This is a genomic window from Desulfarculus baarsii DSM 2075, from assembly GCF_000143965.1.
In the GTDB taxonomy this organism is placed as follows: domain Bacteria; phylum Desulfobacterota; class Desulfarculia; order Desulfarculales; family Desulfarculaceae; genus Desulfarculus; species Desulfarculus baarsii.
Genome location: NC_014365.1, coordinates 1,687,984 through 1,700,657, shown reverse-complemented (window position 1 = coordinate 1,700,657; position 12,674 = coordinate 1,687,984). Strand labels below are relative to the sequence as shown.

Sequence of the window (12,674 nt, the reverse complement as noted above, 5' to 3'; positions counted from 1 at the left end):
AGGGCTTGTAACTTGTGTTAATAAAAGCCCTAATCAGAGACTTGCATTCGACCGGGGCGCGACGACTCGCGCGTGGCGTCTTGGCCGTCAAATAGCCCGCCGCTTGGGCCTTTAGCGTAAGGGAGCGCACCATGAGTCTGGCCGAAAAATCCGCCTACACCGAAATGCCCGCCGACGTCACGCCCGAAATGCTGACCAAGATCGACCAGATCTGCGCCGATTATCGCGGCAAGCCAGGCGCGCTGATCCCGGTGCTGCAGGCCTGTCAGGGCGTGGTGGGTTACCTGCCGGAGGCCGTCCAACAGCGCATCGCCGACGGTTTGGGCATGGCCGGCCACGAGGTCTTTGGCGTGGCCACGTTCTACTCTTTCTTCACCATGAAGCCGCGCGGCCGCAACGTGGTGCGCGTCTGCCTGGGCACGGCCTGTTACGTGCGCGGCGGCAAGGAAACCATGGATCGCCTGACACAGCACCTGACCCTCAACGCCGACGGCACCACCGAGGACCGTCGTTTCACGGTCGAGGGCGTGCGCTGTCTGGGCGCCTGCGGCGTGGCCCCGGTGGTGGTGATCAACGAAGACACCCACCGCAAGATCATGGCCGACAGCGTGATCAACCTGGTCGAGCGCTATCAATAGCGTCGGAGCGGGAACATTCTGCTGCGCGATATAGTCCCCCTGCTGGACGCCGTGGTTCTCAGCGGCCGGCGTTGGCTGGACATCGACATTGGCCGAGCTTTCAGCTCCGACCTGATGAGCGATGTGCTGGCCTTTTCGCCCGAAGGCACGCTGTTGCTCACGGGGCTGACCAACATCCAGGTGGTGCGCACCTGCGAGATATCGGGCATCTGCGCGGTGCTTTTTGTCCGCGGCAAGGTGCCGGGCCAGCAGGTCATCGAGTTGGCCGAGCAGTTTAATCTGCCGCTTTTGGCGTGTAATTATTCGATGTTCGAGGCCAGCGGCCGACTTTTCCAAAGTGGCGTCAAAGGATGCAGGTAGCGCGCGGATGGCCCAGGCGGCGACGAACGAAAACTTGAAGCTGGTCCAGACTTTCCCCATCAAGGGCGGCGATTTCGCTTCGGCCGGGTCCGTCTCGATCATGGTCAAGAAGCTGCTCAAGGGCATCGGCCTGCCGTCCCAGGTGCTGCGACGGGCGGCCATCGCCGCCTTCGAGGCCGAGATGAACGTGGTGATGTACGGCGGCGAGGCTGGCGGCGAGGTGCGCCTCTACGTCTCGCCGACCAAGATCCGCGTGGAGACGCAAGACCACGGTCCTGGCATCCCCAACCTGGAGTTGGCCATGACCGAGGGCTGGTCCACCGCCACCCACGAGATGCGCGAGATGGGCTTCGGCGCGGGCATGGGCCTGCCCAACATCAAACGCAACAGCGACCGCTTGGACATCCACACCGCCATTGGCGGCGGCACCAGCGTCAACGTCGAGATCGACATATGTAACTGATCCACGATGCGCCGCCGCCGGCGGCCAACGGGTTATGGGCGGTCTATAGTTGAACCAAGCAGTCAGCGCACATAACAGGCCCATCCACGCCCTGCGCATCCTGCCCGAAAAATGCACCGGTTGCGTGCTGTGCATGAAGGCCTGCCCCAATCAGGCCATCCGCGTGCATGACGGCAAGGCGGTCATCCGTTTCGACCATTGCGTGGCCTGCGGGGCCTGCTACCGCGTCTGCCCGGCCGACGCTATCGAGCCCATCAGCAGCAGCCTCAAGCGCATCAAGGACTTCGCCCACCCGGTGGCCGTGCCCAGCCCGGCGTTGTTCGCCCAATTCGGCTACAAGGTCACGCCAAACCAGGTCATGCTTGCCCTGCGCGCGTTGGGCTTCGAGGAAGTGGTCGACACCTGCTGGACCGCCGAAATGGTGGCCACGGCCATGACGGAATATCTGCAAACCCACCCCGAAACGCGGCCGGGCATCAGCCCCACCTGCCCGGCGGTGGTGCGCCTTATCGCCATGCGCTTTCCCAGCCTGGTGCCAAACGTCATGCCCCTGCTTTCGCCCCAGACCCTTGCCGCCAAGTGGATCAAGACGCGCACGTCCATCGAGCGGGGCTGGGACATCAAAAGCGTCGGCGTGTTCATTATTTCGCCGTGCGTGGCTATCCGGCCCACGGTGGAGGATCCGCTTTCAGTCAAACGGCCCTACGTGGACGGCATCATCTGCGCCTCCGAGATCTACGGCCACATCCTCCACGCCTTGCCGCGGCTGAAGGACGACTCCCAGCGCATCCAGCGCGCCTCGGGCGTGGGCATCGCCTGGGCCGGGGCGGGCGGCCAGGTCAACTCGGTCGATTGCGACTATTCGCTGTCGGTCAGCGGCTTCAGCGAAGTCGTCAACATGCTCGAGATGCTCGAAGCCGGCCGCTTTCCCGAGTTGAGCTTCGTCGAGGCTCACATCTGCGCCGGCGGTTGCCTGGGCGGGCCGTTGACGGTCGAGAACCGCTACCGCGCCGCCAGCGTCAAGGATTCGTTCATCAAGCGCTTCGGCCTTCACTCCGATGTCGACCGGGACAAGATTCGCGAATTGTGCCGCCTGGGCGCTTTTGGTTGGGAAACCAAGCTGTTGCCCCACCCCTTGCCGCCTCTGGCCCCCGATCCCCTGGAGGCCTTGCAGAAAGTCCAGCAGATTCAAGAGATCAAATCGCGCCTGCCGATGCTGGAATGCGGCGTCTGCGGCGCGCCAAACTGCCACACTTTCGCCGAGGACGTGGCCCTGGGCCGGGCCCAGGAGGGCTCGTGCCCCTACATCAAGCCCATGCCTTCGGGGGAAACGCGTGGCTCCGACCGGGAGGACACCGTGACCGTGAAGGACATCGTTGACAAACTCGGCCTGGAGGTGCTGGCCGGCGCGGGTGGCCTGGGCCGCCGGGTCTCGGCCGGATATGTCTCCGACCTGCTTTCCGACGTGATGGCCAAGGCCCCGGCCGAGTGTCTTTGGCTCACCGTGCAGACTCACCAGAACGTGGCCGCCGTGGCGGTGCTCAAGGATCTGGCCGCGGTCTGCCTGGTGGGCGGCCGCCGGCCAAACGACGACACCCTGGCCAAGGCCGCCGAGGAGGGCTTGCCGCTTTTGCGCTCGGAACTGGACGCCTACAGCCTGGCCAGCCGCCTGAGCGAGATCGGCCTGCGCGGGCAGGCCTAGGGCCGTGCGCGCCGTCCGGGCCGACCTGCATCTGCACACCTGCCTGAGCCCCTGCGGAGACTTCGACGTCACGCCGGCGGCGGTGGTGGGCCGCGCCGCCGAGTTGGGCCTGGGGCTGATCGCCATCTGCGACCACAACAGCGCCGAAAACGTCGCCGCCGCCCTGGTGGCCGCCCGCCGGCTGGGCCCGTCGGCGCCCCACGTGCTGGCCGGCCTGGAGGTCACCACCGCCGAGGAGGCCCACGTGCTGACCCTGTTCGATGACCTGAAGGCCGCCCTGACCATGCAGGCCATGGTCTTTGATCACCTGCAAAAAGAGCCCAACGACCCCGACATCTTTGGCATGCAGATCGTGGCCAACGCCGACGACGAAGTGGAGTACTTCAACCCCCGCCTGTTGATCGGGGCCACCGACCTGGCCGTTTCGGAGGTGGCGCGCCGCACGCATGAACTGGGCGGGTTGCTGGTGGCGGCCCACATCGACCGGCCGTCCTACAGCCTGGTGGGCCAGTTGGGCCTGATCCCGCCCGATCTGCCCCTGGACGCCGTGGAGATCTCGCGGGCGGGCGACCCGGCTCAGGCCGACCGCTGGCTGATGGGCGCGCGCCTGCCGGTGCTCACATCCAGCGACGCCCATTTTCTGCGCGACGTGGGCGCGGCCTGGACCGAGCTGGAACTGGCCCGGCCCTGCCTGGCCGAACTGGCCCTGGCCCTGGCCGGTCAAGGGGGACGGCGCGTGTTGGGTCACGGCCGCCGGGAAGGAGGCGCCTGAACGTGGAAGACCTGTCCTTGCACCTGCTGGATTTGGTGGAAAACTCGCTCAACGCCGGGGCCAACCTGGTCGAGATCGACATCGATGAGCAACCGCTGGCCGATCGCATGACGGTGACGATCAACGACAACGGCAAGGGCATGGACGCCCAGACCCTGGCCCGGGCCAGTGATCCTTTTTTCACCACGCGCACGACCCGCCGCATCGGCCTGGGGCTGAGCCTGATCAAGGCCAACGCCGAGGCCTGGGGCGGCGGCATGGAGCTTTCCAGCGCGCCGGGCGTGGGGACACGGTTGCACTTTTGGTTTCAGTTGGGCCACATCGACCGCCAACCTCTGGGCGACTGGCCGGGCACGCTGCTGGGGCTGATCATGTCGCGGCCGGGGGTGGAGTTTGTTTATCGGCACAGGGTGGGCGAAAACGATTTCGAGATGGACACCCGCGAACTGCGCCGGGAGCTTGGCCCCGAGGCCCTGCAAAGCCCCGCCGTGGTCAATTTGCTTCGGCCACAGGTGCGCGGGGCCCTTGATGAATTGGGCTCAACGGCCTGAACGTGAATCACCCTGAAACCGGCGTTAAAAGTCGTGGACAGTGGGAGATTCTGTTGTTATATTCCCAAACTAGTCATCACCCCCAACGCCGTGAAGGGGAGAATTATACCCATGGCAAAACTCAAAATTAGCGACCTGGCCAAGATCCGCGACCGGGTTCACGAGCAGATCAATCTGCGTGAAGACGGCGCGCAAGTAAAAATCACCGTTCATATGGGGACATGTGGCATCGCCAGCGGCGCGCGCGATGTCCTCAACGCCGCCATGGACGAACTGGACAAATCCGGCCGCACCGACATCATCATCACCACCAGCGGCTGCGCCGGGCTGTGTAGCCAGGAGCCCATGATCACCGTCGAGCGCCTCAACGAAGAGCCGATCAAATACGTCTTCGTCGACAACGCCAAGATGCGCCAGATTTTCAACCGCCACGCCGTCGAGGGCGAAGTGCAGACCCAGTGGGCGCTGGCCAAGGGCTCCGAGCAGTAAGGGCTTACCCATGAAAAGATTCAGACAACATCTTCTGATCTGCGGCGGCACCGGCTGTCACGCCGCCGGCAGCGCCGACGTGCGCACGGCCTTGCAAAACGAGATCAAAAAGCAGGGCCTGGCCGACGAAGTGGCCGTGGTCGAAACCGGCTGTAACGGTTTTTGCGCCATGGGCCCGGTGGCGGTGGTCTACCCCGGCGGCACGTTCTATGTATCGCTGACCATCGACGATGTGCCCGAGCTGGTCCAGGAACACTTCCTCAAAGGTCGCCCGGTCGAGCGGCTGATGTACAAGGAGCCGGCCTCCAAGGACATCATCCCCGACATGAAGGACATCCCGTTCTTCGCCCACCAGCAGCTCATCGCCCTGCGCAACCGCGGCCTTTTGGACGCCGAAAGCATCGACGAATATATCGCCCGCGATGGCTATCGCGCCCTGGCCAAGGCCCTCACCGAGATGTCGCCCCAGGATATCGTCAACGAGGTCAAAAAGTCCGGCCTGCGCGGCCGTGGCGGCGGCGGCTTCCCCACCGGCCTGAAGTGGGAGTTCTGTCAGCGCACGCCAGGCGAGATCAAATACGTCCTGTGCAACGCCGACGAGGGCGACCCCGGCGCGTTCATGGACCGCTCGATCCTGGAGGCCGACCCCCACTCGGTGATCGAGGGCATGACCATCGCGGCCAAGGCCATCGGGGCCCATCACGGCTTTGTCTACTGTCGGGCCGAGTATCCGCTGGCCATCGAGCGCCTGAAGCTGGCCATCGAAAAAGCCACCGAATACGGCTTGCTCGGCGACAACATCCTCGACACCGGCTTCAGCTTCAACTTGCAGATCTACCAGGGCGCTGGCGCTTTCGTCTGTGGCGAGGAAACCGCCCTCATGCGCTCCATCGAGGGCAAGCGCGGCATGCCTCGCCCCCGGCCGCCCTTCCCGGCCGTCAAGGGCCTCTACGACAAGCCCACCGTGCTCAACAACGTCGAGACCTGGGCCAACGTGGCCCCGATCATCATAAAGGGCGGCGACTGGTACGCCAGTATCGGCACGGCCGGCTCCAAGGGCACCAAGGTTTTCGCGTTGACCGGCCACGTCAACAATATCGGCTTGGTTGAAGTGCCCATGGGCACGTCCCTGCGCACGATCATCTACGACATCGGCGGCGGCATGCCCAAGAAGCATCGCAAATTCAAGGCGGTGCAGCTTGGCGGCCCCTCCGGTGGCTGCGTGCCCGAGCAATACCTCGACCTGCCCTGCGACTACGAAGAGATCATCAAGGCCGGCGCGATCATGGGCTCGGGCGGCATGATCGTCATGGACGACTCCACCTGCATGGTCGACATGGCCCGCTTCTTCATGGAGTTCGTGCAGGACGAATCATGCGGCAAATGCACGCCCTGCCGCGAGGGCACCCGCCGCATGCTGCAGATCCTGGAAAAGATCTGCGAGGGCCGCGGCGAGATGAGCGACCTGGATCTGCTGGAGGAACTGGCGGCGATGATCAAGGACTCGGCGCTGTGCGGCCTGGGCCAGACCGGCCCCAACCCGGTGCTGAGCACCCTGCGCTACTTCCGCGACGAATATGTCGCCCACATCGTCGACAAAAAATGTCCGGCCCGCACCTGCGTCAACCTCATCGAGTTCCGCGTGGACGAGGCGCTCTGCAAAAAATGCGGCCAGTGCTTCAAGGCCTGCCCGGTGGGGGCCATCAGTTGGGAAAAGAAGCAGCCGGCCAAGATCGACTTGACCAAGTGCATCAAGTGCAAGACCTGCATCGAAAATTGTAAATTCGACGCCATCGTCTAGACGACGGCCGCAGTAAAGTTTAGGGCCCGTCCCCGCGCGGGGGCGGGCCCTTGGCGTTGGCGCGGCCGTTGGCTCAGAAATCGACGAAATCGCTTTCATCGAGGGGAATCTCGGTCTTGGGGTTTGGCTTCTTGGCCGGGGCCTTGGGCGCGGCGCCGGCCTTGACCTGGGCCGGCTTGGCCGACGCGGCGGCCTTGGGCGCGGGCAGCGCGCGCTGGGGCTGGGCCGTGATGCGCCGGGCCGGTTGCGCCGATTGGGCCACGCCGCCGGAAACGATGGTGCTGAGGACGGCGGCGATGTCGTGCATGGCCGCTGCCTGGGCGTTGAGCTCCTCGGCGGCCGAGGCCGACTCTTCGGCGTTGGCGGCGATGGTCTGGGTGACGCGGTCCATTTCGCCGACGGCGGTGTTGAGTTGGGTGATGCCCTGGGATTGCTCGCGCGAGGCGGCCGAAATCTCGCTGATCAACTCGGCCACCTTGCCGGCATTGGCCGTGACGCCGGCGAAGGCCTTGTCCATGATGCCGGCCAGGTTGGTGCCATGGTTGATCTTTTCGATCGTGCCGGTGATCAGCTCGGCGGTGTTCTTGGCCGCCTCGGCGGCGCGCATGGCCAAGGAGCGCACCTCGTCGGCCACCACGGCGAAGCCGGCCCCGGCCTCGCCGGCCCGGGCGGCCTCCACGGCGGCGTTGAGGGCCAGCAGGTTGGTCTGGAAGGCGATCTCGTCGATGCTCTTTATGATCTTGCTGATCTGCATGCCGGCCGACGAGATGTCATTCATCGAGCCCAGCATTTCGGCCATGGTCGAGCCGGCCTGGGTGGCCATGTTGTGCACCTCGCGCATGAGGCTATCGGCCTGGCTGGCGTTGTCGGCGTTCTGGCGGGTCATGGATGTCAGTTCTTCCAGGCTGGCCGAGGATTCCTCCAGCGAGGCGGCCTGCTCGGAGGTGCCTTCGGCCAGGGAGTGACCAGCCTTGGCCAGTTGGGTGGAGGCCACCGAGACCTGGGACGAGCCGTCGTTGAGCTCCACCACCGCGGCCATCACCGGCCGCGAAACGCCACGGGCAAAGAAAAACACGCCCACGCCCACCAGCAGGGCCACCACCCCGGCGATGACCAGCACAAGGTTGCGGATGGCGTGCGCCGGGGCCAGGAATTCATCGACATTTTGCGTAAAGCCCACCGACCAGCCCACCAAGGGCACCGGCGCGAAACCACAGATCTTGTCGAATCCCTGGAAAACATAAGTATCCACGCCGTCTTGCCCGGCCAGCATCTTGGTGGTTATGCCCTCCATGCCCGGCGACTTGGCCAGGTTGGTCTCGAGGATGTGCTTGGCGTCGGGGTGGGCCACCACCACGCCCTGGCGGTCGATCATCCAGGGATAGCCGGTCTGGCCGACGCGGGCCTTGGTGGCGGTGGCCGAGAGGTTGTCGGTCTTCATGGTGTTGATGATCACGCCGCGCGGCTTGCCGTTGCCGTCCAACACCGGCGCGGCGATGACCACGATGGGCTTGCCCGAGAGCAACGAGCGCAGCGGCGGCGAGATGGACGCCTTGCCGGCCATGGCCTGCTTGAAGTATTCGCGTTCGGTGACGTTGACGCCCAAGTGCTTGCCGCCGGCGCCGTCGGCGATCAACAGGCCCTGGGCGTTGGCCAGCAGATTGGCCTCGTAGAGCCACGAATAGTCCTTGAAAGCGGCTTGGAACCAGTTACTGACCTCCTTGGCGCTGGTGGCTTGCTGTTCACCATCGGCGGTGACGGCGGCCACCACCAGCGGGTTGGCGGCCGTGGCTACGGCCGACTTCATTTCCTCGGCCAGGGTTTCCTGCACGGCGGCCGCGATGGAAGCGGCCAAATTTTCGGACTGCTGGCGGGCTGACGCTTCCAAGGCGTCGGAAGCGTTCCAAACAGCCAACACGCCAACCAACGCCATTGGCGCAAGCGCCAAAAGCAGCCCGCCGAAAATCAGCTTGAAGGCCAAACTGCGCTTTTGCATGGGTTCCTCCCTTGATGAAACGAACAACCAAAGATGCAGTTACGCTTGGCGGTTGGCGCGGACAAAAACTGGGGCGGCCCGCACGCCAATTGCTCTTTACTATTATGCTAGCATTTTGTTTGTGCCTTAGTTCAAGTAAATAATCGGACAACTCCCACACGCCATCGCCGATTCATATTCAACGCTGAATGATAGTGATGGCAAATCGTTGCGCGACCACACTCGCCAAGGTCGCGCAAAACCGGCCAGCCGTACAACCTTTATTACGACTAAAACTTACCAATGTGTTTTATAGAAGACAGATATAATTAGCGACACGCGATATGACTCGCGCCGTGATGCGGGCATGGGAAAAAAGCGAAAAGTCAGGCGATCAAACGACTGGCCGAGCGGCCCAGAACCAACGCCAATGTGGAGTCGTCCAGGCCGCTGTCGGGGGCGCTGAATTCTTTTTTGTAACGCGGCAGGCGCAGCAAAGGATAATCGGAACCATATAGCAATTTGTCCGCGCCCAATAGTTCGACGGCCAAACCATAGGCGCGGGGCTTGTACAAAAACGGGCTGGCCGCCGTGTCCAGCCAGACATTGGCCAAAACCGCGCTCACTTCTTTTTTGAGCAGGGCGTAAAAGAACAATCCGCCGGCCATGTGGGCCAGGACGAGTTTGGTGCGCGGGTTGTCCTTGACCAGGCGATAAAGGGCGGCCAAGGTCATGGGCGCTTTGCCGGGGTAGATGTGGCCGACGGGCTCGTTGGTGTGCAAGAGCAAGGGTTTGTCGGCCTCGGCGCAGAGGGCGCAGAGCGGGTTGAGGCTCTGGTTATCCAGGTCGGAGTCGTAGAAGGCCAGTTCGCCCAGGCCGTGCAGGCCGGCGGCCAGGGCGCGTTCGGCCTCGGCCAGGGCCCAGTCGGCCGGCGGCCGCACGCAGGCCATGCCCCGCAGGCGACCGCCGCTCCCGGCCACGGCCTGGGCCAGGTAGTCGTTGTGCAGGCGGGCGTTTTCGCGCTTGACCCACGGGAAACCCATGGCCCACGAGACGTCCACACCGTCGGCGTCCATGGCTCGCACCAAGCCGGGGCCATCGACCATGGGGGCCTGCGGGTCGGCGTAGATGGCGGCGAAGGCCGGCTCGCCATCCAGGAAGCGGCCGCGATCGGCGATCACTTCCGGCGGAAAGATATGGGTATGCACATCAATGATCATGCATGAAATATAACAACCTTCAGCGGGCTCCACAAGAAGCATTCAGTCGCTTTTCGCTTGACCGCTATATTAGCCACACGTATGCTATACAAAAATAGCAACGGAGGGCGTCATGCGTCTGTGCGACATTGGTTTCGAGGAAATCGACATCCAGGATGTGGAGATACCGTTTATGGGCGTGGTGGCCGCGGGCATGCCCATCGAGGCCGTGCCCGAGGAGCGCGCCATCGCCATCCCCAAGGACATGGTGGGGCGTTTCCGCACCTTCGCCCTGGAAGTGCGCGGCACGTCGATGATCGACGAACACATCGCGCCGGGCGACGTGATCGTCGTCGAGGAGCGTCAAACGGCCGAAAACGGGCAAATGGTCGTGGCGCTGATCAACCAAAGTGACGTGACGCTGAAGAAATTTTATCTGGAGCGCGACCACATCAGGCTTCAACCAGCCAACCCGGGCATGGAGCCGATCATCCTGCGGCATGAGGACGTGCGGGTGCTTGGCGTGGTGGCCGGGCTAATCCGCCACTATCGGCATCACTGAGCGGGGCGCTGACATCGCTTTTCTGGCCCGGCCAAGCAACCCTTTCTTGACAAGATGGGGGCATTGAGTTTAGCCTCGGGCAGAACTCTATCCACGGTAGGAGGATGCGGTGAAGCTCGGCTTGGCAAAGCTGTTTTTTATTGTGGCCATCGCAGCCATTTCCCTTGCGTCGACTGGCTGCGCGTACCTGAAGATACAGCGCGAGGCCCGCGACCCCCTGCGCGGCCCGGTAATGAGCATCGACGCGGCGACCGAAATGCCCACGGTGATCGACAAGCGCACCTGGGAAGAAGGCACGTGGGAAGCGCCCAATTACAACGTCCGCATTTTCGCGCCGGAAATCACCAGCCAACTCCGCGCCGATTTGGCGGCCACCAAGCTGTTCGCCGACCTGCCTTCGGCGTCGGTGTCCAACGACGAAAGCGCTCCGCTTAGCCTCAAGGTCGTGGTCAACGCTTTCGGCATCGAGGAGGCCGGCTCCAATGCCTATCGGGTGCCGCAAGTCCTCGCCAACGGGGCTCTGTTGCCAGTTTATGCCGCCACCAACGTGGCCACCAAGGGCCAAGTCGACATGGGCGGCTATGTCATGCCCAGCACCAACATCGTCACTTCCTTGCAGGCCGACGTCTTCCTGATCGACAAAGGACAAACCCTGCTGATCGTCAAACGCAGCTACCAGACCCGCATCAAGCTCGGTGCGGTCAGCCAGCGGGAGCTGTTCGAGGGCGGCGACGGTTTCGGCTATTACGGCGTGGCGGTGGGCAAGGCCCAGGGCGCCAAGGCGATAGCCGATCTGGCCGACATGATCGCCCGCGATCCCTCGTGGAAGCTGGTTCCCGAGTATCGCCGCATCGCCATGGCCCAGAGGGTCGCCAGGCAAAAGAACACTCTCCAGGCCAAGGCCGACGCGGCCATCGAGCTTTTGTCGCTGGTCAGGCCTGTCACCTACACCGCCAGTGAAGTCAAGCTGCTGCACGACGAATTGTTTGACGACGAAGTCAGGGCCAACTTGTTCAACCAATACCGCGCCAGGATTCTGGGCTTCGACGATGCCGAGGAAATGCCGGCCAGCCAGCGCCTGACCCCCGAACAAGTCAGGCGGTTGCTCGACGACACCAGCTTGTTCACCGACATGGCCATCGACGAGATGGACAGGACCATTCTGGAGTTCGCCGCCAGCGCCATGCTGCCGCCGCTCAGGTCCAAAACCAAACAGGGGCCCGGCGCCCGGTCAGCCGCGACGGCCGAATCCGCCGACGCGACCCGGATTCGGGGGCAGGTGGCCGACGCCCTGGTGCAAAAGCTCAAAGGCGATCCCCTGCTGCAAAGCATGATGCTGGAGATCGCCGACAAGGCCATCGGCCGGCAATGGCCGGCAATGAAAGACATGCTGGTCCAGCTTGATTCGCCAGCGGTGAAAAATTATCTGACCACGCGTCAGTAGCCGGGTGGCGGGCCGCCAAGGATGACGGCCCGCCGCTTGAAAGCGCCAATGAGGATTATCGAGCCCTACCACCAGATTCTCAGCCTGCCCGACGGCGCGTCCGTGCTCAAACTCATCGAGCTGGCCGGGCGCACCTGTTACAAATCCGAAGACATGATGTCCGCCGACTCGGCCGACGCCTTTGTCGGTCGCATCATTGCGTCCAAGCACCACAGCGTGCTGGAGCACTCCAGTTGCACGGTGCGCTTTGTCTGCGATCGCGGCGTATCCCACGAGTTGGTGCGGCATCGCCTGGCCTCCTTCAGCCAGGAAAGCACCCGTTACGCCAATTACGCCAAAGACAAGTTCGGCAACGAAATCACGGTGATCAAGCCGCCTTTCTGGCCGGAGGACTCCGAGGCCTACGGATTGTGGCTCCAGTCCATGCGACAAGCCGAGGCGGCCTACCTGACGCTGTTGACCATGGGCGCCAAACCTCAGGAGGCGCGTAGCGTCCTGCCCAACAGCCTGAAAACCGAAGTGGTGATGACGGCCAATCTGCGCGAGTGGCGGCACGTGCTGGATCTGCGCTGCGGAAAGCCGTCGCACCCCCAGATCAGGCAGGTCATGCTGCCGTTGCTGGCCGAACTGAAAGACCGCGTCCCCGTGGCCTTCGACGACATCCACGAAAAATACAGGCCCGACGTCAAGGCGGCGCTCAACGCCTGAACCTGACGCG

The 12,674-nt window shown here is 63.6% G+C and carries 13 protein-coding genes; 11 read left to right on the top strand and 2 right to left on the bottom strand.

Annotated elements, in window-relative coordinates:
* Window positions 1–131 precede the first annotated feature (131 nt).
* From DEBA_RS07645 to nuoF, 8 genes are all read left to right on the top strand, one after another.
* Window positions 132–638 (top strand): NADH-quinone oxidoreductase subunit NuoE family protein, encoded by a 507-nt coding sequence (locus DEBA_RS07645; RefSeq protein WP_013258347.1) that lies wholly within the window; start codon window positions 132–134, stop codon window positions 636–638.
* Between the two features lie 51 nt (window positions 639–689).
* Window positions 690–998: a transcriptional regulator gene (locus tag DEBA_RS07640; protein ID WP_222832049.1), complete on the top strand. Its 309-nt coding sequence runs from the start codon at window positions 690–692 to the stop codon at window positions 996–998.
* Between the two features lie 34 nt (window positions 999–1,032).
* Window positions 1,033–1,461 (top strand): ATP-binding protein, encoded by a 429-nt coding sequence (locus DEBA_RS07635; protein WP_222832048.1) that lies wholly within the window; start codon window positions 1,033–1,035, stop codon window positions 1,459–1,461.
* A 49-nt stretch (window positions 1,462–1,510) separates the two neighbouring features.
* Window positions 1,511–3,163 carry a [Fe-Fe] hydrogenase large subunit C-terminal domain-containing protein gene (locus DEBA_RS07630; protein ID WP_013258344.1) on the top strand — a complete coding sequence of 551 codons (1,653 nt, stop codon included), beginning with the start codon at window positions 1,511–1,513 and terminating at the stop codon, window positions 3,161–3,163.
* A gap of 4 nt (window positions 3,164–3,167) precedes the next feature.
* Window positions 3,168–3,935: a PHP domain-containing protein gene (locus DEBA_RS07625; RefSeq protein WP_013258343.1), complete on the top strand. Its 768-nt coding sequence runs from the start codon at window positions 3,168–3,170 to the stop codon at window positions 3,933–3,935.
* 2 nt (window positions 3,936–3,937) lie between these two features.
* Window positions 3,938–4,486, top strand: a complete 549-nt coding sequence (locus DEBA_RS07620) for an ATP-binding protein (protein WP_013258342.1) — start codon at window positions 3,938–3,940, stop codon at window positions 4,484–4,486.
* A 111-nt stretch (window positions 4,487–4,597) separates the two neighbouring features.
* Window positions 4,598–4,975: a (2Fe-2S) ferredoxin domain-containing protein gene (locus DEBA_RS07615; RefSeq protein WP_013258341.1), complete on the top strand. Its 378-nt coding sequence runs from the start codon at window positions 4,598–4,600 to the stop codon at window positions 4,973–4,975.
* Window positions 4,976–4,985: 10 nt separating this feature from the next.
* Window positions 4,986–6,776: an NADH-quinone oxidoreductase subunit NuoF gene (gene nuoF / locus DEBA_RS07610; protein ID WP_013258340.1), complete on the top strand. Its 1,791-nt coding sequence runs from the start codon at window positions 4,986–4,988 to the stop codon at window positions 6,774–6,776.
* A 73-nt stretch (window positions 6,777–6,849) separates the two neighbouring features.
* Here the strand turns inward: nuoF and DEBA_RS07605 are convergent, their stop codons facing one another.
* The gene (locus DEBA_RS07605) at window positions 6,850–8,772 is read right to left on the bottom strand and encodes a methyl-accepting chemotaxis protein (protein WP_013258339.1); all 1,923 of its coding nucleotides are present in this window, start codon (window positions 8,770–8,772) and stop codon (window positions 6,850–6,852) included.
* A 365-nt stretch (window positions 8,773–9,137) separates the two neighbouring features.
* The gene (locus DEBA_RS07600) at window positions 9,138–9,971 is read right to left on the bottom strand and encodes an amidohydrolase family protein (protein ID WP_013258338.1); all 834 of its coding nucleotides are present in this window, start codon (window positions 9,969–9,971) and stop codon (window positions 9,138–9,140) included.
* A gap of 112 nt (window positions 9,972–10,083) precedes the next feature.
* Here DEBA_RS07600 and lexA point away from each other — a divergent pair, with 112 nt between their 5' ends.
* The 3 genes from lexA to thyX all read left to right on the top strand — a co-directional run bounded on the left by lexA (window position 10,084) and on the right by thyX (window position 12,664).
* The gene (lexA, locus tag DEBA_RS07595) at window positions 10,084–10,512 is read left to right on the top strand and encodes a transcriptional repressor LexA (RefSeq protein WP_013258337.1); all 429 of its coding nucleotides are present in this window, start codon (window positions 10,084–10,086) and stop codon (window positions 10,510–10,512) included.
* Between the two features lie 232 nt (window positions 10,513–10,744).
* Window positions 10,745–11,956 (top strand): hypothetical protein, encoded by a 1,212-nt coding sequence (locus DEBA_RS07590; RefSeq protein WP_148227813.1) that lies wholly within the window; start codon window positions 10,745–10,747, stop codon window positions 11,954–11,956.
* 48 nt (window positions 11,957–12,004) lie between these two features.
* Window positions 12,005–12,664, top strand: coding sequence for an FAD-dependent thymidylate synthase (gene thyX, locus DEBA_RS07585; RefSeq protein ID WP_043814012.1), 660 nt, complete (start codon window positions 12,005–12,007; stop codon window positions 12,662–12,664).
* Window positions 12,665–12,674 lie beyond the last annotated feature (10 nt).

Bases quoted from the DNA above. Each gene is read 5' to 3' on its own strand.
- DEBA_RS07645 (WP_013258347.1), top strand. From the start codon at position 132: ATGAGTCTGGCCGAAAAATCCGCCTACACCGAAATGCCCGCCGACGTC.
- DEBA_RS07615 (WP_013258341.1), top strand. From the start codon at position 4,598: ATGGCAAAACTCAAAATTAGCGACCTGGCCAAGATCCGCGACCGGGTT.
- nuoF (WP_013258340.1), top strand. From the start codon at position 4,986: ATGAAAAGATTCAGACAACATCTTCTGATCTGCGGCGGCACCGGCTGT.
- DEBA_RS07605 (WP_013258339.1), bottom strand. From the start codon at position 8,772: ATGCAAAAGCGCAGTTTGGCCTTCAAGCTGATTTTCGGCGGGCTGCTT.
- DEBA_RS07600 (WP_013258338.1), bottom strand. From the start codon at position 9,971: ATGATCATTGATGTGCATACCCATATCTTTCCGCCGGAAGTGATCGCC.
- lexA (WP_013258337.1), top strand. From the start codon at position 10,084: ATGCGTCTGTGCGACATTGGTTTCGAGGAAATCGACATCCAGGATGTG.
- DEBA_RS07590 (WP_148227813.1), top strand. From the start codon at position 10,745: ATGAGCATCGACGCGGCGACCGAAATGCCCACGGTGATCGACAAGCGC.
- thyX (WP_043814012.1), top strand. From the start codon at position 12,005: ATGAGGATTATCGAGCCCTACCACCAGATTCTCAGCCTGCCCGACGGC.